Below are 22,187 nucleotides of genomic sequence, written 5' to 3' on the forward strand. Positions count from 1 at the left end.
GCCCCCGCTCTCGCCCCGCCCGGCGTCAACGGTCCCGGCGCCGCGCCGGGGGTTCCGGCGGCCCAGGCCACGGACGCCGCGGCCGCGACGCCGCAGCCCGCGACGCCGCCGATCCCCCTGGGCGCCGTGCCGATGACGATCGGGCTGCGCTCGCTCTCGGGCATGAACCGCTTCGCGATCCGCCTCGACCCGGTCGAGCTCGGCCGGATCGACGTCTCGCTCGACCTCGACAAGGCGGGCGGCAAGGCGAGGGCGCATCTCGTCGTGGACCGTCCCGAAACCCTCGCCCTGCTCCAGCGCGACGCGGGTTCCCTGCAGCAGGCGCTGGCGCAGGCGGGCTTCGACGTCGGCACGGAGGCGGGCGGAATCGACCTGTCCCTGCGCGGCGAGGGCGGATCCCAGGGCGGCCGGGACGGCGAATCGTCGCCCCGCGGCCGCGCTGAAGGCGGACCGGGCGGGCGCGACGACAAACCCGCCCCCCTCGCCCCCGTATCCCTGCGGCACCTGCGTGCCGCCAGCGGCCTCGACATCCGAATCTAGAGCAGGGTTCCGGATCGGATATCCGGGACCCTGCTCTAGGCCCCTGTTTCGCATCGTCTTGACCGAAAGCCGGAATCCACCTTTCGGGACGGTGCTTTAGGATAACGCCATGGCCTCCGGGATCACCAGCAGCACCAGCATCACCGCCACCGGTGCCGCCTCGACCGCCGACACCAAGTCGATCGCGGGCAACTTCACGCAGTTCCTGACGCTGCTGACCACGCAGCTCAAGAACCAGAACCCCCTCGATCCGCTGGACACCAACCAGTTCACCCAGCAGCTCGTGCAGTTCGCCGGCGTCGAGCAGCAGCTCAAGACCAACGCCTCGCTGGACACGATCCTGACCAACTCCAAGGCCGCCTCGGCCTCCTCCGCCTCCGGCCTGATCGGCCGCACGATCACGGCGGACGGCGCCACCACCGATCTCGTGGACGGCAAGGCGACCTGGACGCTGACCCCGGACCGGGCCGCGGCCAAGGCCGTCGTCACCATCAAGGGCAGCGACGGCACCGTGGTGGCCACCAAGACGACGACGCTCAAGACCGGTGCGCAATCCTTCGAGTGGGACGGCACCCTGACCTCGGGGCTCTCGGCCAAGGACGGGAAGTACACGATCACCGTCGACGCCCTCGACACGACGGGGGCGCGGGTCAACGTCGACACCAAGGTGTCGGGCACCGTGGACGGCGTCGACCTCAGCGGCTCTGAACCGGTGCTGACGATCGGCTCGGCCCGCGTCCCGGCGTCGAGCGTGAAAACGCTTTCCGCCCCAGCATCTTGATGCATTGCAGCATCGAGGGGAGCGGAATTGTCCACATCCGTTAACAACGAACGAATCGCATTCGAACGGCCGACTTCAAGAACTTTTAAGCGGAGGCAAGTAGCTTCTCTCTCGACAGGTCAGTCGAGTGTAGAGCGTATCATGACCGAAACACCCCGGCCCCGCGTGAAGTATGTGATCGGGCCCGACGGCAGCCCCCTGACGATCGCCGATCTCCCTCCGGTCACCACCCGCCGCTGGGTCATCCGCCGCAAGGCCGAGGTCGTCGCCGCCGTCCGCGGCGGTCTGCTCAGCCTGGAGGAGGCCTGCCAGCGCTACACGCTGACCACCGAAGAGTTCCTGAGCTGGCAGTACTCCATCGACCAGCACGGGCTGGCCGGCCTGCGCACCACGCGCATCCAGCATTACCGGCACTGATTCTTTTCCGACCCGCCGGCGCGGCGCGTGTTCGCGCGGCGCATCAGGAGCCGCCGCCGACATCGTCGGGGCGGCTCTGTCCGTTTCGGAGCGGCTCCGTGCGGCGCAGAATCTCCGCGTTCTTCGATCCGGCCGTCTCGCCGAACGCATCCGCCACCTGTCCCGCACGGGCGCGGTCGAGACGTCCGGCGCTGAGCCGGGTCCAGGCATCACCGGCCAGTCCCAAGCCGAGGCAGAGCGCCGGCACGACGACGAAGGCGAAGACGGTTGCGCTGATCATCCGAGATTCCTCGGCAGCGGAGAGCCGATCGCGGCAGGGTGATGCCTCTCGCGATCCACGTGAGGAAGCCCCGCCAAGTGCTGTCTGCGGCACCGGAATCGGAGCGGAGGCGCAGCAGCGCGCCGTCCGTCGACCGCCCCGGCCGTCGCCGGATTCGTCCCGCCCGTCGCGACCGATGTCTGGCATGCGCCTGCAAACGCGCAAGTTGCATCTGGCGCGAATCCACGGGGCGTTAACGCCTCGCTAACCACGGACCGGGCAATTCTTGCCGGGCGGTCGCGCATCCCTCGCCTCCGCTGTCTGCAGGCGTGCCGGCCGTGAAACCCATCCTCGATCTGGTGACGAAGCTCGGGCCCGCGCGCATCGCCGCGATGGCGGCCGTGACGCTGACGCTGGTCGGCTTCTTCGCCTTCGTGATCCTGCGGGTCTCGCGGCCCGACATGGGCGTGCTGTTCTCCGACCTGTCGCTGCAGGATTCCGCCGCGGTGATCCGCGAGCTCGACACCCGCGGCATCGCCTACGAGACCAAGGGCGACCTGGGCCAGACGGTGCTCGCCCCCCGCGCCGACCTCGCCAAGCTGCGCATGGACTTCGCCGGCAAGGGCCTGCCCGCCCAAGGGGGCATCGGCTACGAGATCTTCGACAAGGGCGACGCCTTCTCCTCGACGAGCTTCGTCCAGAACGTGAACCACCTGCGGGCGATGGAGGGCGAGCTGGCCCGCTCGATCCGCGCCATCGGCCGGGTCCAGGCGGCGCGCGTCCACCTCGTCATCCCCGAGCGCCGGCTGTTCGAGCGCGACCGCGAGGCGCCCTCGGCCGCCATCGTCGTCAAGCTGATGGGCGACCTCGACGCGAGCCAGGTGCGGGCGATCCGCCATCTCGCCGCCTCCGCCGTCGAGGGCCTGAAGCCCGAGCGCGTCTCGATCGTCGACGAGCGCGGCCGGCTGCTCGCCGACGGCGCCCGCGGCGCCGACGCGGAAGGGGCGGGCGCCTTGGAGGAGCGTCAGGCCGGCATCGAGCGGCGGATGCGCTCGCAGATCGAGGAGATCGTCGCCGGCATCGTCGGCCAGGGCCGCGCCCGGGTGCAGGTCACCGCCGAACTCGACCTCAACCGGGTCGAGAGCCGCTCGGAGAGCTTCGATCCCGAGAGCCGCGTCGTCCGCTCCACCCAGACCCGCTCCGAGAACTCGCTCACCGGCGGCGCGGAGGGGCAGGTCAGCGTCGGCAACGAGCTGCCGGGTGCCAACCAGAACCAGCCCCAGCCGCAGCAGAAGGATTCGGCGCAGAAGAACGAGGAGGTCACGAACTACGAGATCTCCCGCGTCACCAAGGTCGAGACCCTGGAGGGCGGCCGCCTCAAGCGGCTCTCGGTGGCGGTGCTGGTCGACGGCGTCTACGCCCCCGGCGCGGACGGCAAGCCCGCCTACCAGCCCCGCTCCGACGCGGAGATCGCCCGCATCACCGCGCTGGTGCGCACGGCGGTCGGCTACGACAAGGCCCGCGGCGATCAGGTCGAGGTGGTCAACCTGCGCTTCGCCGAGACTCCCGCCGCCCCCGAATTCGCCGAGCCGGGCCTGGTCCAATCCATCCTGAGCCCGACCAAGGAGGACGTGATGCGCCTCGTCGAGCTCACGGTCCTGAGCCTGCTCACCCTGGTCGTGCTGATGGCGGTGGTGCGCCCGCTCCTGCGCCGCGTGCTCGAGGCGGAGGCGCCGGTGGCGGCGCTGGCCGGCCCGGCGGGGGCGCTGGCGCTGGCCGGGGCGGCCGGCGAGGGGCCGGTCGAGATCGCGGTGCGCGAGAACAGCACCAACCGGTTCCTCGAATCGGCGAAGATCAACGGCCAGATCCAGGCCGAGACCGTGGAGCGCGTGGTCGACATGGTGCGGGCGAGCCCGACCGAGACCGTCGAGGTGCTCCGCAACTGGATCCACGATTCCTGATGCGCGCCGAGGCCAGCCATAGCCGGGAGAGAGGAGAGGGTTCGTGTCCGCGGGCGTAAACTTCAACGTTGCCATGGAGAGCCTCGACGCGTCGAAGGCCTTCGCCGAGATGCCGGGCCCGCAGCGCGCCGCCGCCCTGCTGCTGCTGCTCGGCGAGGAGGAGGGCGCGCCGATCTGGCAGCGCCTCGACGAGGACGAGATCAAGCTCGTCAGCCACGCCATGGTGCAGCTCGGCTCGCTGGAGGCCGCCACCGTCGAGCGGCTGATCGTCGATTTCGTCTCGCGGCTGTCCTCGGGCGGCGGCATCACCTCGAACTTCGAGCGCACCGAGTCGCTCCTGCTCAAGATCTTCCCCCCTGAGCAGGTCTCCTCGATCATGGCGGAGATCAAGGGCGCGTCGGGCAAGCGCGTCTGGGCGAGCCTGACCCAGATCGACCCCGAGATCCTCGCGAACTTCCTGCGCAACGAGTACCCGCAGACGGTCGCCGTCGTGCTGTCGAAGGTGCGGGCCGACTACGCCGCCAAGGTGCTCACGATCCTGCCGGAGGAGTTCGCCATCGACGTGCTCAACCGGATGCTGCGCATGGAGACGGTGCAGAAGGAGGCGCTGCGCCACATCGAGGAGACCCTGCGCACCGAGTTCGTCTCGACCATCGCCCAGACCACGCGGCGCGACGCGCACGAGCTCATGGCCGAGGTGTTCAACGCCTTCGACCGGCAGACCGAGACCCGCTTCCTCGCGGCGATCGACCAGGCCAACCGCGGCTCGGCCAAGAAGATCCGCCAGCTGATGTTCACCTTCGAGGACCTGCTGAAGCTCGATCCGGGCTCGGTCCAGACCCTGATGCGCAAGGTCGACAACGACACCCTGTGCCGGGCGCTGAAGGGCGCCGACGAGCGGGTGCGCGCCTTCTTCATGCGCCAGATGTCGACCCGGGCGGCCAAGAACCTCACCGACGAGATGGGCTCGATGGGGCCGATCCGCCTCAAGGAGGTCGATGAGGCGCAGGCCAAGATGACGGAACTCGCCAAGGAGCTGGCCGAGAAGGGCGAGATCATGATCGCCAAGAACGGCGGCGAGGAGGAGTTGGTCTATTGAGCGCGCGCCCCTCCCGCCCCTTCCTGTTCGACACCGATTTCGGCCGCCCGCGCGCGCCCTCCGCCGCCGACGCGGAGGCCGCCGCCCGGTCGGAGGCCGAGCGCGCGGCGCTCGAGGCCTCCGCCTATGCCCGCGGCCTCCAGGACGGCCGGGCCGAGGCCGCCCTCCAGGAACAGGCCCGGCTCGCCGACGCCCTGACCCGGGTCGGGCTCGCCGCCGCCGGCCTGCTCAACCAGTCCGATGCCCGCGACGGCGAGCGCGAGACGCAGGCGCTCGCCTTCGCGGCGGCGCTGGCCCGCCGGATCGCGGGCGAGGCCCTCGACGCGCGCCCGCTCGCGGCGGTGGAGGAGACGGCCCGCTCGGCGCTCCGGCACCTGCGCGGCGTGCCCCACCTCGTCCTGCGGGTGAACGAGGGGCTCGTCGACGAGGCGGAGACCCTGATGCGGCGCCTGTCGCGCGAGCACGGTTTCGAGGGCCGCCTCGTGGTGCTGGGCGAGCCCGACATGGCGCCGGGCGACGCCCGGCTCGAATGGGCCGACGGCGGCGTGGTGCGCGAGCGCGCCCGCATCGAAGCCGCCGTCGAGTCCGCCCTCTCTCCCAATTTCGCCAGCACGGAGACCTGAGCCCGATGTCGAGCGACGATTTCAGCCTGCCCCAGCTCAACGAGGGCGACCTGCCCTACGACGAGGGCAACCCCGGTTCCGTCCGCGACGCGCCGACGAGCCCGAAGAGCGCGGCGGACCTCGAACAGGTCTTCGACGTGCCCGTGGTGGTCTCGGCGGTGCTGGGCTCCTCGCGCATGCCGATCGGCGACCTGCTGCGGCTCGGCCCCGGCGCGGTGCTCGAACTCGACCGCAAGGTCGGCGAGGCCATCGACGTCTTCGTCAACAACCGCCTCGTCGCCCGCGGCGAGGTCGTTCTGGTCGATGAGCGCCTCGGCGTCACCATGACCGAGATCATCAAGAACGATCACTGATCCTTCGTCCCACCCGTGCCCTCATCCTGAGGTGCCGCAGCGAAGCGGAGGCCTCGAAGGATCCTCCAGCAATCGCGCGGGATCTGGAGGATCCTTCGAGGCCCGCTGATGCGGGCACCTCAGGATGAGGGAGAGGGTGGGAGACGCGATCGGACGGCAAACCTTTTCGGAGATATCACGCCATGCGGCTGCTCATCGTCGGACGGCTCTCGGGCGAACTCGTCACCGCCTCGAAGATCGCGATGTACCGGGGGGCCTCGGTCACCCACGCGGAGGGGATCGACCAGGGCCTCGCGGTCCTGCGCGCCAAGGGCGGCGACCTCGTCATGGTCGATGTCGGCCTCGACATCCGCCGGCTGGTCCAGGCGCTCGCCGACGAGCGCATCCGCACGCCGGTGGTGGCCTGCGGCATCGCCTCCGATGCCCGCGCCGCGGTGGCGGCGATCCAGGCCGGCGCCAAGGAGTACATCCCCCTCCCCCCCGATCCGGAGCTGATCGCGGCGGTGCTGGAGGCGGTGGCGGCGGATGCCCGCAGCTTCGTCTGGCGCGACCCCTCGATGGAGCGCGTCGTCCGGCTCGCCGAGCAGGTCGCCCGCTCGGAGGCCTCCGTGCTCATCACCGGCGAGAGCGGCACCGGCAAGGAGGTTCTGGCCCGCCACGTCCACGCCAAGTCGAACCGGGGCAACCGCCCCTTCGTCTCGGTCAATTGCGCGGCGATCCCCGAGGCGCTGCTCGAATCCGAGCTGTTCGGCCACGAGAAGGGCGCCTTCACCGGCGCGGTCGCCCGGCGCATCGGCCGGTTCGAGGAGGCCAACGGCGGCACGCTGCTCCTCGACGAGATCTCCGAGATGGACGTGCGGCTGCAATCCAAGCTCCTGCGCGCCCTGCAGGAGCGGGTGATCGACCGGGTCGGCGGCGCGGCCCCCGTCAAGGTCGATATCCGCGTGCTCGCCACCTCCAACCGCAACCTCGCCGAGGAGGTGAAGAAGGGCACGTTCCGCGAGGACCTGTTCTACCGCCTCAACGTGGTGCATCTGCGCCTGCCGCCCTTGCGCGAGCGGATGGCCGACATCCTCGAACTCGCCGCCCACTTCGCCCGCAAATACGCGGAGCTGAACGGGCTGCCGCTGCGGCCGCTGGCCCGCGACGCGCAGGCGCTGGTCGCCCGCAATCCCTGGCGCGGCAACGTGCGCGAGCTGGAGAACACGATCCACCGCGCGGTGCTGCTGGCGCAGGGCGCAGACATCGGCCCGGACGCGATCCTGAGCCCGGAGGGCGATTCGCTCGCGGCGCCCGCCGCCTCCGGCCCGGTCGAGCGGGCGGCGAGCGCGGCGGAGGCCGCCACCCGCGGCCTCGTCGGGCGCACCGTGGCGGAGGTCGAGCGCGACCTGATCCTCGATACCCTCGACCATTGCCTCGGCAACCGGACGCATGCCGCGCGCATCCTCGGCATCTCGATCCGGACCTTGCGCAACAAGCTCAACGAATATGTCGAGGCCGGCGTGCAGGTGGCCGAGCCCGGCGGCGTGCGGGCGGTCGCGGCCTACGGCTGAGACCGTTTCCGCTCCATCAGAGTGGGCGGCGGCTCACCGCTTCTTGGCGAACTGCGCCTCGTACTCGGCGTTCTGGGCCGCCCGCGCCTGCTCGATCTTGCGCAGGGTGAGGAAGCGGACGATGTCGAACTCGACGTCGCGGATCGTCTCCTCGATCAGGTGACGCTGGAGCAGGATGCGCGGATCGTCCCCGGCGAGGCTCTCGCGCTCCTGGAGCCGCTGCACCGCCTGCCGGACGACCGTGTAGACCTGCTCGCGCTCCTCCCGGCTCATGGAGGGGCTGACGGCGCGGGCGATGAGGTCGGTGAAATCCGCCATGAGAATCGTTTTAGCGACAATCGTTCGATGAGAGCCCCGCGCCGGCCGCCGCTCAGAGCCGGTTGTCGTTGACCGCGGCGGACACGAGCGAGACCGAACTCCACAGGACGGTGAAGCAGAACAGGGCCGCGAACACGGCGTGGAAGGGGGCCGGGTACTCGGAATAGGTCGGCAGCAGGGGCGGCACGAAGGTCGCCAGATAGATCTGCTGCTTGGCCGCCGCGACCCGGGCGCGGTCGAGGATCAGTTGCAGCGAGCCGTGGAGCTTCTCCGCCACCGTCTGCTCGACCATCAGGCTCTCGTATTCGAGCAGCGCCTGGGTGAGGTTGTGCTCGGCATTCGAGACGATGCCGTCGGTGGTGAGGCGGCTCTGCAGATCCTTGATCTGGCCGTCGAGGGCGCCGACGGTGGCCACGAGCACCTGGATGCTGCGGCTCTTCTCGTCGAGCTTGGAATCGCGCAGGACGCGCAGGTCGTTCTCGGCCTTGATCTTGTCCTTGCGCAGGAGCTCCATCGTGGTCACGGCCGCCTCGGCCGTCTTCACCGGATCGATGATGCCCCAGCGGTTGCGGAACTCCTGGATCGCGACCCGCGCCTGCTTGAGCCGCTCGGCGGACTGCTCGACCTCCTTCTTCGCGTTGACGATCATGTCGTCCTGGGCCCGGCGCGAGATGCCGTTGACCAGGGTCTCGGAGCGGGCGATTACCTCCTGCGAGATGGCGACGGCATCCTCGGGGGTGAAGGCGCGCACCTTCAGGTGGATCACGCCGGAGATCGCATCGATCTGGGGCACCACGTGCCGGCGCCAGTAGCGCACCAGCTTCTCGACCGGCTGGCCCTCGCCGTAGCGGGCCCAGAAGTCGATCCCGTCCTGCGAGAACATCTTCGCGAGGCCGAGCTTGGCATCGACGGCCTCCACCATCGGCCGGCTGCCGATGTAGTCGCGCAGGATGAAGCTGTCCTGGCTGTTGTGCTTCTGGATCAGGTCGGTGTGCAGACCGAGATCGGCGCTGGCCATCGGCTCGACATTGCCGCGCACGGCGAACTGCGACTCGACGATGTATTGCGGAGAGGCGATCACGAAGACGTAGAGCCCGACCACCGCGGTCGGCACCAGCGCGAACAGGCAGTAGCCGCGGAACAGCCGCTTGACCATCCGCTCGGGCGGACGCGCCTCCCGCGGCCGCAGGCCGGGCAGCCGGGTCCATTCGAGGGTGCGGCGCGCCCGCTCGACCAGGGCCACGCCGAGATGCCGGCCCTTGCCGGGCGCGACCGGCTCGATCGTCTCGGCGTTGCGCCGCAGATCCGGCACGGAACGCCGGGCGAGATCCATGAGCGACTGGACGCTCGGGCTCGACCGGACCCGGGTCGCCTGCTTGACCTCGTCGTCGGAACTCATCGAATGGGGGTCCTCACGGATCCGCGGCCGGAGCGCACCCGCGCGAGGCGCCTCGCGCCCGGCCCTTCGCGATACGCTCGGGCAAGGCGCACGGACGAGGCTCTTCGGCAAGCTCGGGCGACATCCTGTCTGGTGGTTCAGGTCACGTTCTTTTCGGCCCTTTTTATGGCGCGGCGATCGGTCGGGATTGCGCCCAAGGCGGGGGGACTGCGATACCGCCCCGGACATCGGGGTACGGCCCGAATCGCGCGGGGCCGGACAGGGGGACATGTGGGACGGCGGCAGGATCCGGACGGGACGGCCCAAGCTGGAACGGCCCAAATTGGGACGACCAAGGTCAGAACGGCCAAGGCGAGCTTCTCGGACCTCGTGCTGGTCTGCCGCAAATGCGCCAAGCGCCAGGGCGTGGACCGCAAGCAGATCGGCCGCGCCGTCAAGCGGGCCCTCAGGCAGGGCGGGCGCGGCGAGGCCTTCGCGAAGGAGTCCGGCAAGGGCTCTGGCAAGGGATCCGGCAAGGGATCCGGCAAGGTCCGGCTGCTGGAGACGGGCTGTCTCGGCCCCTGCCCCAAGCGGATGCTGACGCTCGCCACGCCGGATTCCCTCGCCCGCCGCCGCGTCATCCTCGTCGATCCGGCGCTCGACGGCCTCGCCCGCGAGGCGCTGGTCCTCGCGCCCTTGCCCGCGCCCTTGCCCGCGCCCTTGCCGACACCTCTGCCCACACCCCTGCCCGCGCCCGGCGCGGCGCCGACGGACGGAGCGGGGAATGGTTGAGGCGCCCGCCCGCCCTGACGAGAGCTGCGCGGAGCGCCGCGAAGCGCGCCCCGCCGAGGGGCCGCCGCAGCGCTTCCTGCGCGGGCTGCTGCGGCGGCTGCCGCTGATCGGCACCCTGGTCGGGCTGGGGCTGGGCGTCTGGCTCGTCGCCACCAACGACCTCGGGGCGATCGGCGCGGCCTTCGGGCGGATCGGTCCGGCGGGCCTCGCGGCCATCGTCGGGGTGCGGGCCGTCATCGTGCTGCTGTGCGGCCTCGCCTGGGCGCGCGTGCTGGCCGGCATTCCGCCTTCCGGCCGTCCCCGAACGGGGCCGGAGGTTCCGGCCGGGCGTCGCATCGAGCGTTCTGTCGAGCGTTCCGTCGAGACCGGCGCCTTCGTGATCCTGCGCTTCGTGCGGGAGGGCGTGAACGTGCTCCTGCCCGTCGCCTCGGTGGGCGGCGAGGTGGTGGGCGGGCGCCTGCTGACCTTCTGGGGCGTCGCGGGCAGCCTCGCGGCGGCCTCGATCCTGGCCGACATGCTGATCCAGGTCGCGACGCAGGTGGCCTTCACCGGGCTCGGCGCCGCCCTGCTCTGGCGGCTGCCGGGGGAGGCCGCCGCCGCGCTCGCCTGGTGGACGACGCAGGCCGCCGTGGTCGCGGTGGCGGCGGTGGCCGCCTTCTTCGCCCTGCAGACCTTGGGCGCGGCGCGGGGCCTGGAGCGGCGGCTTGCCGGCCTCGGACGCCGCTTCCTGCGCTCGGCGGCCCCGGACGGCGCGGGTCCGGAGGCGGGCGCGGCGAGCATCCTCTCGGTGCAGGAGGCCCTCGACGCGGTCTGGGCGCGGGGCCGGCGCGGGCGCATCGCCCAGTCGGTCGCCCTGCACGCCGTGGCCTGGGGCCTCGGCGCGGTCGAGATCTGGATCGTGCTCGCCTGCATCGGGGTCGAGGTGAGCCTGACCGAGGTTTTCGTGCTCGAATCGCTGTCCCAGGCGATCAAGTCGGCGGCCTTCGCCGTGCCGAGCGGGCTCGGCGTGCAGGAGGGCGGCTTCGTGGTGGTGGGCGCCCTGTTCGGTCTCGACGCCGGCACCGCCATCGCCCTGTCGCTCGCCAAGCGCGTCCCCGACGTGGCGCTGGGCCTGCCCTCGCTGATCGTCTGGCAGATCCTGGAAGCCAAGCGAGCCCAGGTGCTGGCACCGCCGGGGTGATGGGTTTCGAAAGGGCAAGCCCTTGTCATAGGGTCCAGGGCAGAGCCCTGGAAAGGTGGCTCAGCCCACGCCGGACACGAGCCATCCCCGCATCGCCTCGAAGGTCGCGATCCCGGCGGCGAAGGCCGCGGTGGCCTCCGCCTCCGGCAGCCCGTCCAGCCGCTCGCGAAAGCCGCGCCAGAGCGGCCCGGTGTCCCGGCCGCGGCCGGCATAATAGGCCAGCGGGACGTCCTCCCCGTGCAGGCGGGCGACGTGGCGGCCGATCACAGCCCCGCCGAGCGTCGAGCCCTCCAGCACGTAGAGCGCGCCGAGCGCCGCCCCCGGCCCGTTGAGCCGGGGCAAGGCGGGCGCGGGCAGGGGATCGGGCGCCGCCCCTTCGAGGGCGCGCAGGTCCGCGTCGAGGGCCGGGAGCCGTCGGCGGGGATCGAAGAAGGCGGAATCCGCGAGGGCGTCGCCGATCGCCGGCTCGTAGGCGGCGTGGAAGCCGCGGAGCCTTTCCAGCAGCGCCCGGTAGCCGGGAAGCGTCGCCACGCGCGCCTCCCAGTCGAGGTCGCGCTCCAGCGCCTCGTGCGCCGCTCGCGTGGCCTCCCGCAGGCGGGCGTGCAGGCTGTCGCTCAAGGAGGGCTCGGGCGTGGCAAGGTTCAGGCGTGAACCGTGAAGCAGGCGCCGTCGGCGTTCTCGACGTCGAGGCGGGCACCGATCTGGTCGAGCATGGCGCGGATCAGCTTCATGCCGAGCCCGGTGCCGCGCGCCTTGGCGCTCTCCCAGCCCGGCGGCATGCCCTCGCCGTCGTCGCAGATCCTGAGGCGCACGGCGCCCTCCCCGCCCGCGACGGAGACGCTGATCCGCGCGCCCTTGTCGGGCCGGCCGGCATATTTGAACGCGTTGGTGACGAGTTCGGTGGTGATCAGCGAGAGCGCCACCGCGTGCCGGTAGGGCACCATCAGGCCGGGCTCCGCGGTCAGCTCGACGCTGTGCTCGTCGCCGGCCATGCCGGCGAGATCGCTGCACAGGGCCTGGATGGTCTGGCCGAGATCGACCTGCTCCATGCTCTCGCCCTGGTAGAGGCTGTCGTGCACCCGCGCGACGCTCATCACCCGGGCCGAGGTCTCGGAGAAGGCCTGGCGCGCCTCCGGGTCGGCGATCTGGCGGCGCTGCATGTGCAGGAAGGCCGTCACGATCTGCAGCGAGTTCTTGACCCGGTGGTCGATCTCGCGGGTGAGCAGATCCTTCTGCTCCAGCAGGCGCTCCTTGTCGGCGAGCAGGCCGGTCAGCTCGTCGATCTTGCGGCGCTGGCGCAGCACCACACCGTCCACCGCGTCGGCGAGCTGGGCGGCGAGCGCGACCTTCCACGTCGCCCAGGGGGCGGAATGGCCGCGCCGCTCCTCGATCCAGCGCTCGAACGAGCGCCGCGGCAGCACCGCCACCGGGCCGCTGCCGGGCAGGACGGGTTTGCGCGGGTCGCCGCCCCAGGTGACCGTGCTCGGCACCTCCGGCTTGACCCAGAACAGGAGATGCTGGCGCGAGGTGCCGACGAAGGCCGCGAGCAGGCCGCTGGCGATCTCGGTGTAGGCCGCGGCCGGGGCGTGCTGCAGCACCAGCGTGTCGGTGACGAAGGTGGTCTCGCCGGGGGGCAGGCTGTGCCGCAGCCAGTCGGCGAGCGCCCGCACCGCCGCCTCGTCCGGCGTCGTGCCGACGAGGCAGACGGCCTCGTCCGAGACGATGCCCGCGCCCGTCGCGCCGAACAGGTCGAGCAGGGTCGGGTTGCCCTGGGTCAGCGAGCCGACGAAGTCGTCGGAGCGGGTGAGGCCGCGGACCAGCCGGCCCTGCACGTCGAGATGGCGCTGCCGCTCGCTCCACAGCGCCTTGCCCTCGATCTCCTGCACCCGCATGGCGAAGGCGTCGGTGAGCACGGTGGCCGCGGCGCGGGTCTCCGGCGCGACGTAGTGCGGCCGGCGGTGATGGCCGATCATCAGGCCCCAGAGCCGGTTCTCGACCATGATCGAGATCGACATCGAGCCGTCGACGCCGAGGTTGCGCTGGTATTCGAGGTGGATCGGCGAGAGGGTGCGGTTCTGCGCGAAGGTGAGGTCGATCGGCGCGTTGCCGGCGGAGCGGCCGGCGACCAGCGGCACCGGCACGCAGTCGCGGTCGATCACGAAGCGGCTCTTGGCCTTGGTGTAGAGGGCGCGGGCCTGGGCCGGGATGTCGGAGGCGGGAAAGCGCAGGCCGATCAGCGGGCGCTGCCAGTCCGGCACCATGTCCTCGGCGATGGCCTCGCCGTTCCACTCGGCGTCGAAGCGGTAGACGAGGACCGATTCGAATCCGGTCATGGCGCGGATCTCGAGGGCGGCGATCTGCGCCGCCTCGGTCAGGGTCTCGGCGGCGCGCAGCCGCACCATGGCGAGTTCGGCGTCGAGCGGGCTCGCGGCGAGGAAGTCCTCGGGCCGCTCCGGCGCCAGTTCCAGCTCGACGATGACCCGGCCGAGATGGGCGTGCGCCACGAGGTGGAAGCGCTCCTCCCGCGACGGGAGGGTGAGCGTGCGGCGCAGGAGCCGCCCGTCGGTGAGGGTGTGGGCGGACAGCCCGTCGCGGATCGCGGAGACGATTCCCCCCGGCAGCACCGCCTCCAGGGCGAGGCCGTTGGGCGGGAACTGCTCGGGTGCCAGCACGTCGACGGCGTTGGCGCTGAAGGCCAGGATCTCGAGGGTCGCGGCGTCGGCGGCGAGCATCACCGCGTTCGGCTGGATCGAGCCGGGGACGTGGATCGGCTCGCGCTCGCACAGGCTCGGATCGACCGGCTCGGCCCGGCTGCGCTGGGAGATCGCGGCCAGCACGGCCTCGCGCGAGGGGCCGGCGGCGATCTGCTCCAGCGGGCTGATCGTCAGCCACGTGCGCCCGTTCGCGCCGGACCGGAGGCCGATGCGCGCCCGCAGAGGGGCCGGGATGCGCCCGAACACGAACTCGAAGGCCTGGCCCGCCACTTGGCCCGCTACGCCCCGGCGCTGGGCGGCGAGGAAGCGGCCGTAGAAGCCGGGGACGTGGGCGCTCGGCACGAGATCGCGGAAGAAGTTGCGCCCGATCATCGCGTCGGGCGGCAGGCCGCACAGCGTTCCCGCCGCGCGATTGCAGGCGAGCACCGCGCCGGCGGAATCGAGCGCGAGAATCCCCGCGCCGAATTGATCCCGCTGCTCCGGGGTCAACGCGTCGAGATCGACCGGAAGGTCGATCGGACCACCGTGCGGTCCCGCGGTGTACATCTGCGACGGATCGACCATTACGGCAGTCGGTATGCCTGCCGCGCTGCGGTTACGCAATGCCGAGGCGCCCTCCGCCGCATCTTTGGGCTCGCTGAAAAGTCGCACCAAGTGCCTGATAAGCCCGAGCTTTGTCTGAAACCATACACTCGTCCGCGACACTCCGCGACACGGGGCGTGGGCCGATCGGCGCCGCCGCGCTGCCGCGACCGGGAGCCCGCCGCGGCGGCGAGCCGAGCGGCCGGCCTCACCCGCCCGCGAGGTCGGAGAGGGCCGTGTCGAGCCCCTCCTCCAGGGTCGGGTGGTAGAAGGGGCGGTCGCGCAGGCGCCGCACGTCGAGCCCGTCCTGCACCGCGTGGGCGAGGAGATGGCCGAGATGCTCCGCCTCCGGGCCGACGAGTTCGGCGGCGGCGAGACGCCCCTCGGCATCGGCGTAGAGGCGGAGGCCGCCCTGCGCCCGGTCCATCGCCTGGGCCCGGCCCTGGTCGCAGAAATCGGCGCGGCCGATGCGGTAACCCGCCTCGGGATCGAAGCCGCCGCCGACCACCGCGATCTGCGGGTCGCTGAACACCATGGCGAGCGCCACCCAGCGCTCCGGACGCTCGGCGCCCTCCCCGCGGGCGAGCCGCGCGGCGTTGCGCCCGGCGATGCGGCCCTGACGGCTCGCCTCGTGCAGCACCGGGCGGTCGGCGTTGGCGTCGCCCGCGATCAGGATGCGCGTTCCCTCGCAGAGCAGCGAGCGGGAATCGTAGGCGGGGGTGCCGCGGTCGTCGAGGCGGGCGCCGGTCCGATCGAGGCCGATCCCGTGCAGGTTCGGCGGTCGGCCCGCGGCGGCGAGCACCCGGGCGAAGCGCTTCTCGCCTTCGGCGTCACCGCTCCAGCCGAGGCGCGCGCCCTCCCCGTCGGGCTCGCCGCGCGCGACCTTCGCCCCGAGATGCAGGTCGAAGCTCTCCGAGAAGATCGCGCGGGCGGCCCGCTTCAGGTCGGGATCGCTCAACCCGCCGAGGCTGTCGCCGGGATCGAACACGCTGGTCGCCACGCCGAGCCGGGCCATGGCCTGCGCCAGTTCCAGCCCGACCGGGCCGGCGCCGAGCACGGCGAGCGAGTCCGGCAGGTCCTCGATCTCGAACACCGTGTCGGTGGTGAGGAGCCTCGGCCCGAGCCCCCGCAGCGGCTCGGGCACGCTCGGGCTGGAGCCGGTCGCCAGCACCGCCGCCTCGAAGCGCAGGCGGGTGTGGTCGTCGATGCGCAGGGCGTCCGGCCCCTCGAACGCGGCGCGGCCGGTCAGGCGCGTCTCCTCCGGCAGCCGGTCGAGTCCCTCGAAGACGGAAGCCACGAAGCGGTCGCGCAAGGCCCGCATCCGGCCGAGCACCGCGCGGCCGTCGATCCGCACCTCGCCGACATGGATGCCGAGCCGATGCGCCGCGCGGGCCTCGTGCGCCGCCTCGGCCGCGGTGATCAGCAGCTTCGAGGGCATGCAGCCGACCCGGGCGCAGGTGGTGCCGCCGGGGCCCTGCTCGATCAGCACCGACCTGACACCCGCCTCGAGCGCGGCGCGGTGGGCGGCGATGCCGGCGGTGCCGGCGCCGATCACCGCGACGTCGCAGGACAGCTCCCGCATCGCTCAGGCCGCCATGGTCAGCACGGCGCCGCCATCGACCCGCAGGTTCTCGCCGGTGATGAAGCTCGCCTGTTCCGAGCAGAGGAAAGCCACCGCCGCGGCGACCTCGTCCGCCCGGCCGCGGCGCTTGGCGACGATGCCGGGGCGCTTCTCCTCCAGGAAGCTCTCGATCGCCTCGTCGAAGGAGACGCCGAGTTCCTCGGCCCGCTTCTCCATCATCGCGTCGGTCATCGGCGTCGCGACGAAGGCGGGCGCCACCGAGTTCACCAGCACCCCGTCCGGCCCGTAGGCCTTAGAGAGGCCCTTGGTCAGGTTCATCAGCCCGGCCTTGGCGGCGCAGTAGGGCAGCTCCTCGACATAGGGCTGCACCGCGTCCTCGGAGGTGAAGAAGATGATTCGCCCCCATTTCTGCGCGCGCATGCCGGGGATGAAGGCGCGGGCGACGCGGACCGCCGCCATCAGGTCGGCCTGGATCGTCGACATCCAGCCCTCGTCGTCGATCTCCAGGAAGTCGCCGGTGGCGCCGGTGACGCCCGCGGCATTGACGAGGATGGTGGGGGGCGAATCGAAGGCCGTGTCGGCGAACGCGCGCAGCTTGCGCGCGCCGGCATCATTCGAGAGATCCGCCTGGCAGGCCTTGACGGCTCCGAGGGCGGCGAGGCGCCCGGCCGCCTCCTCCAGCTCCTTGTCCTTCACGTCGGACAGGACGACCTTCACGCCCTCGCGCAGCAGATATTCCGCGCTCGCGTAGCCCATGCCGGAATCGCCGCCGGTGATCACCGCGACGCGGCCGCTGATGCCGAGATCCATGAATCGACCTTTTTCGTTGTCGGCGTCCGGTTCGACCGTTCGTATCGGCGCGGGCGACCCTCTGGGAAAGCCGCGGGCCAACGGAGGGCGCCGTCGATCGTTCCGGTCCGGCGCCGGGCTGCGGCGATCCGACCGCCGAGGCGGCGGGATGAAGGACCGGCGTCGTCCGTCGCGAAAAGACGCCTCGGTGCGAAATCGCTTTGCACCCGGCGCCGGCACGCGGCACCCTCTCGACCGCATCGAATCGAGGGGAGACCGACGATGAGCGAGACCGACGCGACGGGGCCGGGGCCGGCCGTTCCTCCGAGGGGCGGCGTGGTCGCCTACCTCACCGTCGACGGCGCCCTGCGCGCGGCGGAATTCTACGAGAAGGCCTTCGGTGCCGAGATCCTGGCCTCGGTGCCCCCGGACGAGAAGGGGCGGACCATGCACGTCCACTTGGTCGTCAACGGCACCTCGGTGATGCTCTCCGACGCCTTTCCCGAATACGGCCACCCGCTCAAGGCGCCGCAATCCTTCAGCCTGCTCCTGCCGGTCGAGGACATCGCGGCGTGGTGGGACCGCGCGGTCGCGGCGGGCGCCGAGGTGGTGACGCCCTACCAGGAGATGTTCTGGGGCGACGTCTACGGGCAGCTGCGCGACCCGTTCGGCGTGATCTGGGCGATGAACCAAGCCAAGCGCGCCGCCTGACCCGAGCCGGGAGACAGACCATGGCCGATGCCGACGATCCCCGCGACCTCGTCCTGACGCGCCTGATTCCCGCCCCGCGCCGGGCGCTGTGGCGCGCCTGGACCGAGCCGGACCTGCTGAAGCGCTGGTTCGCGCCCCGACCCTACACGACGCCGGTCGCCGAACTCGACGTGCGGCCGGGCGGGTCGAGTCTCATCGTGATGCGCAGCCCCGACGGGCAGGATCTGCCCAACCGGGGCGTCTACCTGGAGGTGGTGCCCGACGCGCGCCTCGTCGTCACCGACGCCTACAGCGCGGCCTGGCTGCCCTCCGAGAAACCGTTCCTGACGGTGATTCTCACCTTCGCCGACGAGGCCGGCGGCACCCGCTACACGGCGCGGGCCCGCCACTGGACGATGGAGGACCGCGAGCGGCACGAGGCCATGGGCTTCGAGCAGGGCTGGGGAATCTGCGCCGACCAGCTCACCGAGGTGGTGACGGGGTTGGGCTGAGGGCTGAAAACAACCCTCCCCCGACGGGCCCCGGGCTTGCCCGAGATCCGGCGGGGAGAGGGTTTTTTGCACGCGCGACGCCCGTCAGGCCGCCTCGCCCAGGCACCACGCCAGAATCCCCTTCTGCGCGTGCAGCCGGTTCTCGGCCTCGTCGAACACCACCGATTGCGGGCCGTCGATCACCTCGGCGGTGACCTCCTCGCCGCGATGGGCCGGCAGGCAGTGCATGAAGATCGCGTCCTTGGCCGCGGCCTTCATCAGCGCCGCGTCCACGCGGTAAGGCGAGAGCAGGTTGTGGCGGAAGTGCTCGTCGTCGTCGCCCATCGAGACCCAGCAATCGGTCACGACCGCGTCCGCCCCCTCCACCGCCGCGTAGGCGTCGGTGGTGGCGTTGACGCGCGCGCCCTCGCGCTCGGCCCAGGCGACGAGGGCGGGCGGCATCGCCAGCTCGTTCGGCGCGGCGACGTTGAGGGTGAAATCGAACCGCGCCGCGGCGTGGACCCAGCTCGCCAGCACGTTGTTGGCGTCGCCCGACCACGCGACGGTGCGGCCCTTGATCGGTCCGCGATGCTCCTCGAAGGTCAGCACGTCGGCCATGATCTGGCACGGATGCGAGACCTTGGTCAGCGCGTTGATCACCGGCACGGTGGCGTGCTCGGCCAGTTCCACCATCAGGGTGTGGTCGAGGGTGCGGATCACGATCGCGTCGACGAAGCGCGAGAGCACGCGGGCGGTGTCGGCCACCGTCTCGCCGCGGCCGAGCTGCATCTCCTTGCCCGTCAGCATCAGGGTGTCGCCGCCGAGCTCGCGCATCGCCACGTCGAAGGAGACGCGGGTGCGGGTCGAGGGCCGGTCGAACACCATCGCCAGCATCTTGCCGGTGAGCGGTCGCTCCGCCGCGCGCTGGCCCTTCACCCGCGCGCGCTTCATCGCGGCGGAGGCGTCGAGGACGCCGCGCAGGGTCTCGGCCGAGAAGTCCTTCAGGTCGAGGAAGTGGCGGACATGCGGGCCGCCGCCGTTCAGGGTCGTGGTCATCTCACATACTTCGCTCGCGGTCCCACCTTCAGGCGGCACCGCGCATCTGCGCCTCCAGATCGGTCGCCGCGGCCTCCAGCCGGGCCACGGCCTCGTCCACCTCCGCCTCGCCGACGATCAGCGGCGGCAGGAGGCGGATCACGTTGTCGCCCGCCGGAATCACCAGCAGGTGCCGCCCGCGGGCGGCCGCGGCGAACTCGGTGTTCGGCAGGTTGAGCTTCAGGCCGCGCATCAGCCCCTGCCCCCGCAGCTCGGCGAAGACGTGGGGGTGGCGGTCGATCAGCCCGGCGAGCTTCTGGGTCAGCAGCAGGCCCATGCGCTCGACATGCGCGAGGAAGCCGTCCGCCAGCACCACGTCGAGCACGGCGTTGCCCACCGCCATGGCGAGCGGGTTGCCGCCGAAGGTGGTGCCGTGGGTGCCCGCCGTCATGCCGCGGGCGGCCTCCGCCGTGGCGAGGCAGACGCCGAGGGGGAAGCCGCCGCCGATGCCCTTGGCCGCGCTCATGATGTCGGGCGTGACGCCCGACCATTCATGCGCGAAGAACCTGCCCGTGCGCCCGACGCCGGTCTGCACCTCGTCCATGATGAGGAGCAGGCCGTGCGCGTCGCAGAGCCCGCGCAGGCGCCGCAGCGTCTCGCCGGGAATCACCCGCAGGCCGCCCTCCCCCTGGATCGGCTCGATCATCAGGGCGGCGGTCTCCGGGCCGATCGCGGCCTCGAGCGCGTCGAAGTCGCCGACCGGCACCTGATCGAAGCCCTCCACCTTCGGGCCGAAGCCCTCGATGTATTTCTGCTGGCCGCCCGCGGCGATGGTCGCGAGCGTGCGGCCGTGGAAGGCGCCCTCGAAGGTGATGATGCGGTAGCGCTCCGGATGGCCGCCGGCCGCATGGTACTTGCGGGCGATCTTGATGGCGGCCTCGTTGGCCTCGGCGCCGGAATTGGCGAAGAAGGCGACGTCGGCGAAGGTCGCGTCCACGAGCCGCCGGCCCAGCCGCTCCCCCTCCGGGATCTGGAACAGGTTCGAGGTGTGCCAGAGCTTTTGCGCCTGCGCCGTCAGCGCCTCCACGAGGTGCGGATGGGCGTGGCCCAGCGCGTTGACGGCGATGCCGGCACCGAAATCGAGGTAGCGGTCGCCATCCTCGGCGACCAGCCACGCGCCCTCGCCTCGCTCGAAGGCGATCGGCGCGCGGGCATAGGTCGGCAGCAGGGCGGAGGTCACGCGGGTCCGTCTCCTCGGGCTCGATCCAGGGGAAGTCGCCAAAAGAAAGTGCCGCCTCGGGGGACGGGCGGCACGCGCGCGATTACTATGAAACAGGACGCTCCTGTCAATCGCGGCGGCGGCATTGCCGGGCCCGATTCGATCGGAGGTGGTGCCGAACGGCCCCGCGCACGCGGGTTCAGGCCCGCTGCAGCCGCGCCGCCTCGGTCGGCGAGCGCCCGATCACCTTGCGGAAGGTGCGCCCCATCCGCCGCGCATCGGGAAAGCCCGCGCGCTTGGCCGCCTCGCCCAGCGACACCGTTCCGGAGCGGATCAGCGATTGGGCCAGGGTCACGCGCTCGCGCAGGACATATTGATAGGGCGTCACGCCGAAGCTTCCCTTGAAGGCCCGCACGAAGTAGCCCTCGCTGAGGCCCGCCGCCTGCGCCATCTCCCGCAGGGACAGGGGCGCATCGATCCGCTCGGCGACGAGGTCGCGCACCCGCCGCGCCTGCCGGGCGGTGAGCGCCGCGCTCCGGCGCGGGCCGGGGGGCGTCAGCGCACCGGAGGCGCGCAGCACCGCCAGCGCCACGCTGTCCACCAGGAGCGCGTCCGCGGCGGTGTCGTGCCCGCCCGCCTCCTGCCCGAGGGCGGCCAGCAGGTGGAACACGGTCATCCGCTCGGACAGGTCGCAGGTGAGGGTCGCGAACTCGGCCCGGGCGAGCGGGGCCTCGGTCATCCGCTCCACCGCCGCCGGCATGAAGGCCAGATAGCGCCCGCGGCAGGGCCCGCTCCAACGCGTGCTGCCGGCAAAGCCGGGTCCGCGCAACACGAAGGCGTCGCCGCTCCGCTCGTCCGGCGGCTCGTCCGGTACGGCCGCGTCGCGGAAGGTCAGCCGGGTCCGCCGCTCGCCGTGACGGCCTTCGGGCGCATCGTCGTGCCGAGTGCCCTGCCGAGTGCCCTGCCCGTTGCCTTGCAACAGGCCCTGCCAAGTGCCGACGAGGAGGCCGTCCACGCGGTGGGTGCTGTGCCCCGCGGACGCGTAGGCGAAATCGAGGAAGGCGATGCCGTCGAGGCCGCTGGCGGGGATCTGGCCGAAGATCTGGTCGGGCGGAGCGGAGAGCTCGCCCTGCACGGAGGCGTTGACGAACGGAACGCTCATCGGCCGCTTCGCTCTCCCCGTCTCTGCCGCGTCGAGGCGGCGCGTTTCCCGTCCCGCCGTGTCGCGCGCGGACGCCGGTTTCGGCGGCCGGACGGCGCACGGTCATGCTTGCGGTCGGCCTGGCCAAACGATGCGCCGGCCGATCCCGTTCCTTTGCCGGCCAAGCTGCAGAGCGAGCTGCAGATCGAGCGGCGCATCACGTCGCGCGCGACGGCGCGCACGGGCCGCGCACGACCGATGAACCCTACGGAAGCGGTGGGGTCGACCGCTTCCGTAGGGCAGACAGCCCTGAGGTTCGCCCCGATCCGGGGCCGGCCTCAGAGGCGACTTGAGGGGCTACTTGCCGAGCACGCCGCCCAGGAGACCGCCCACCGCGCCGAGCACGGTGTCGAGGGTGCCGCCGACGAGGCCGCCGACCTGATCGATCGTGCCGGAGACGGCACCGAGTTCCTGGCTGAGATCGAGTTCCACGCCGACGCCGAGAGACAGACCGCCGCCGACCTGATCCAGCTCCGCAGCGTTCAGCTCACGGATGGTGTCAATGTTCTGCTGCATGTGTTCTCCTTAGTCCGTACGATATTGGAAGATCGTTCTGTATTTATGTCTTCCCGTGGAATAAGAGCGGCGTTGCTGCGCTGCTCTGCTGGATAAGGTACGGATATTATTCCG

The 22,187-nt window shown here is 71.6% G+C and carries 23 protein-coding genes; 12 read left to right on the forward strand and 11 right to left on the reverse strand.

The genetic code is table 11. The features are described from left to right. From ABS772_RS12695 to sciP, 3 genes are all read left to right on the forward strand, one after another. A partial coding sequence (locus ABS772_RS12695; RefSeq protein WP_350394989.1) for a flagellar hook-length control protein FliK occupies positions 1–540 on the forward strand: 540 nt, incomplete at its 5' end. 109 nt (positions 541–649) lie between these two features. Then, positions 650–1,321 (forward strand): flagellar hook assembly protein FlgD, encoded by a 672-nt coding sequence (locus tag ABS772_RS12700; RefSeq protein WP_350394991.1) that lies wholly within the window; start codon positions 650–652, stop codon positions 1,319–1,321. A gap of 141 nt (positions 1,322–1,462) precedes the next feature. Then, a complete protein-coding gene (gene sciP / locus ABS772_RS12705) occupies positions 1,463–1,738 on the forward strand; it encodes a CtrA inhibitor SciP (protein WP_009865968.1) in 276 nt (91 codons plus the stop codon). 43 nt (positions 1,739–1,781) lie between these two features. Here the strand turns inward: sciP and ABS772_RS12710 are convergent, their stop codons facing one another. Further along, on the reverse strand, positions 1,782–2,018 hold the full coding sequence (locus tag ABS772_RS12710) for a hypothetical protein (protein ID WP_350394994.1): 237 nt from the start codon (positions 2,016–2,018) through the stop codon (positions 1,782–1,784). Positions 2,019–2,335: 317 nt separating this feature from the next. Here ABS772_RS12710 and fliF point away from each other — a divergent pair, with 317 nt between their 5' ends. The 5 genes from fliF (at position 2,336) to flbD (ending at position 7,586) form a co-directional block, all read left to right on the forward strand. Then, a complete protein-coding gene (fliF, locus tag ABS772_RS12715; RefSeq protein WP_350394996.1) occupies positions 2,336–3,958 on the forward strand; it encodes a flagellar basal-body MS-ring/collar protein FliF in 1,623 nt (540 codons plus the stop codon). A 43-nt stretch (positions 3,959–4,001) separates the two neighbouring features. Further along, entirely contained in the window at positions 4,002–5,057 is a 1,056-nt protein-coding gene (gene fliG / locus ABS772_RS12720) for a flagellar motor switch protein FliG (RefSeq protein ID WP_135297556.1), read from the forward strand. Further along, positions 5,054–5,680: a FliH/SctL family protein gene (locus ABS772_RS12725; protein ID WP_350394998.1), complete on the forward strand. Its 627-nt coding sequence runs from the start codon at positions 5,054–5,056 to the stop codon at positions 5,678–5,680. Before fliG ends, ABS772_RS12725 begins: the two co-directional genes overlap by 4 nt. Positions 5,681–5,685: 5 nt before the next feature. Next, positions 5,686–6,033 (forward strand): flagellar motor switch protein FliN, encoded by a 348-nt coding sequence (fliN, locus tag ABS772_RS12730; protein WP_350395000.1) that lies wholly within the window; start codon positions 5,686–5,688, stop codon positions 6,031–6,033. A gap of 182 nt (positions 6,034–6,215) precedes the next feature. Next, a complete protein-coding gene (gene flbD / locus ABS772_RS12735; protein ID WP_350395002.1) occupies positions 6,216–7,586 on the forward strand; it encodes a sigma-54-dependent transcriptional regulator FlbD in 1,371 nt (456 codons plus the stop codon). Between the two features lie 33 nt (positions 7,587–7,619). Here flbD and ABS772_RS12740 read toward each other — a convergent pair whose 3' ends face one another. Beyond that, positions 7,620–7,904, reverse strand: coding sequence for a hypothetical protein (locus ABS772_RS12740; protein ID WP_238224171.1), 285 nt, complete (start codon positions 7,902–7,904; stop codon positions 7,620–7,622). A 52-nt stretch (positions 7,905–7,956) separates the two neighbouring features. Then, positions 7,957–9,303: a capsule biosynthesis protein gene (locus ABS772_RS12745; protein ID WP_350395004.1), complete on the reverse strand. Its 1,347-nt coding sequence runs from the start codon at positions 9,301–9,303 to the stop codon at positions 7,957–7,959. 270 nt (positions 9,304–9,573) lie between these two features. Here ABS772_RS12745 and ABS772_RS12750 point away from each other — a divergent pair, with 270 nt between their 5' ends. After that, on the forward strand, positions 9,574–10,074 hold the full coding sequence (locus tag ABS772_RS12750) for a hypothetical protein (RefSeq protein WP_350395006.1): 501 nt from the start codon (positions 9,574–9,576) through the stop codon (positions 10,072–10,074). Further along, positions 10,067–11,254 carry a lysylphosphatidylglycerol synthase domain-containing protein gene (locus ABS772_RS12755; RefSeq protein ID WP_350395009.1) on the forward strand — a complete coding sequence of 396 codons (1,188 nt, stop codon included), beginning with the start codon at positions 10,067–10,069 and terminating at the stop codon, positions 11,252–11,254. The genes ABS772_RS12750 and ABS772_RS12755 overlap by 8 nt, the downstream gene beginning before the upstream one ends. Before the next feature lie 60 nt (positions 11,255–11,314). On the opposite strand, the gene ABS772_RS12760 is transcribed toward ABS772_RS12755, so the two are convergent. The 4 genes from ABS772_RS12760 to ABS772_RS12775 all read right to left on the reverse strand — a co-directional run bounded on the left by ABS772_RS12760 (position 11,315) and on the right by ABS772_RS12775 (position 16,942). Further along, complete coding sequence (locus tag ABS772_RS12760) at positions 11,315–11,872, reverse strand: biliverdin-producing heme oxygenase (RefSeq protein ID WP_350395011.1); 558 nt, start codon at positions 11,870–11,872, stop codon at positions 11,315–11,317. A gap of 23 nt (positions 11,873–11,895) precedes the next feature. Continuing rightward, positions 11,896–14,532: a histidine kinase dimerization/phosphoacceptor domain -containing protein gene (locus ABS772_RS12765; protein WP_350395013.1), complete on the reverse strand. Its 2,637-nt coding sequence runs from the start codon at positions 14,530–14,532 to the stop codon at positions 11,896–11,898. A gap of 226 nt (positions 14,533–14,758) precedes the next feature. Then, a complete protein-coding gene (locus ABS772_RS12770; RefSeq protein WP_350395014.1) occupies positions 14,759–16,132 on the reverse strand; it encodes a dihydrolipoyl dehydrogenase in 1,374 nt (457 codons plus the stop codon). Between the two features lie 3 nt (positions 16,133–16,135). After that, the gene (locus ABS772_RS12775) at positions 16,136–16,942 is read right to left on the reverse strand and encodes an SDR family NAD(P)-dependent oxidoreductase (protein WP_238257624.1); all 807 of its coding nucleotides are present in this window, start codon (positions 16,940–16,942) and stop codon (positions 16,136–16,138) included. Between the two features lie 261 nt (positions 16,943–17,203). Between ABS772_RS12775 and ABS772_RS12780 the strand changes: the two genes are divergently transcribed. Continuing rightward, positions 17,204–17,632, forward strand: coding sequence for a VOC family protein (locus tag ABS772_RS12780; RefSeq protein WP_350395016.1), 429 nt, complete (start codon positions 17,204–17,206; stop codon positions 17,630–17,632). A gap of 20 nt (positions 17,633–17,652) precedes the next feature. Continuing rightward, positions 17,653–18,123, forward strand: coding sequence for an SRPBCC family protein (locus ABS772_RS12785; RefSeq protein WP_238257622.1), 471 nt, complete (start codon positions 17,653–17,655; stop codon positions 18,121–18,123). Between the two features lie 84 nt (positions 18,124–18,207). Here ABS772_RS12785 and argF read toward each other — a convergent pair whose 3' ends face one another. The 4 genes from argF to ABS772_RS12805 all read right to left on the reverse strand — a co-directional run bounded on the left by argF (position 18,208) and on the right by ABS772_RS12805 (position 22,073). Then, positions 18,208–19,158, reverse strand: a complete 951-nt coding sequence (argF, locus tag ABS772_RS12790; RefSeq protein ID WP_350395018.1) for an ornithine carbamoyltransferase — start codon at positions 19,156–19,158, stop codon at positions 18,208–18,210. 28 nt (positions 19,159–19,186) lie between these two features. After that, positions 19,187–20,377, reverse strand: coding sequence for an aspartate aminotransferase family protein (locus tag ABS772_RS12795; protein ID WP_350395020.1), 1,191 nt, complete (start codon positions 20,375–20,377; stop codon positions 19,187–19,189). 178 nt (positions 20,378–20,555) lie between these two features. Further along, positions 20,556–21,518 (reverse strand): AraC family transcriptional regulator, encoded by a 963-nt coding sequence (locus ABS772_RS12800; protein ID WP_350395022.1) that lies wholly within the window; start codon positions 21,516–21,518, stop codon positions 20,556–20,558. A 336-nt stretch (positions 21,519–21,854) separates the two neighbouring features. Continuing rightward, positions 21,855–22,073, reverse strand: a complete 219-nt coding sequence (locus tag ABS772_RS12805) for a hypothetical protein (protein WP_017484092.1) — start codon at positions 22,071–22,073, stop codon at positions 21,855–21,857. Positions 22,074–22,187: the final 114 nt, after the last annotated feature.

Origin of the sequence: Methylorubrum podarium, assembly GCF_040270385.1 — a bacterium.
In the GTDB taxonomy this organism is placed as follows: domain Bacteria; phylum Pseudomonadota; class Alphaproteobacteria; order Rhizobiales; family Beijerinckiaceae; genus Methylobacterium; species Methylobacterium podarium.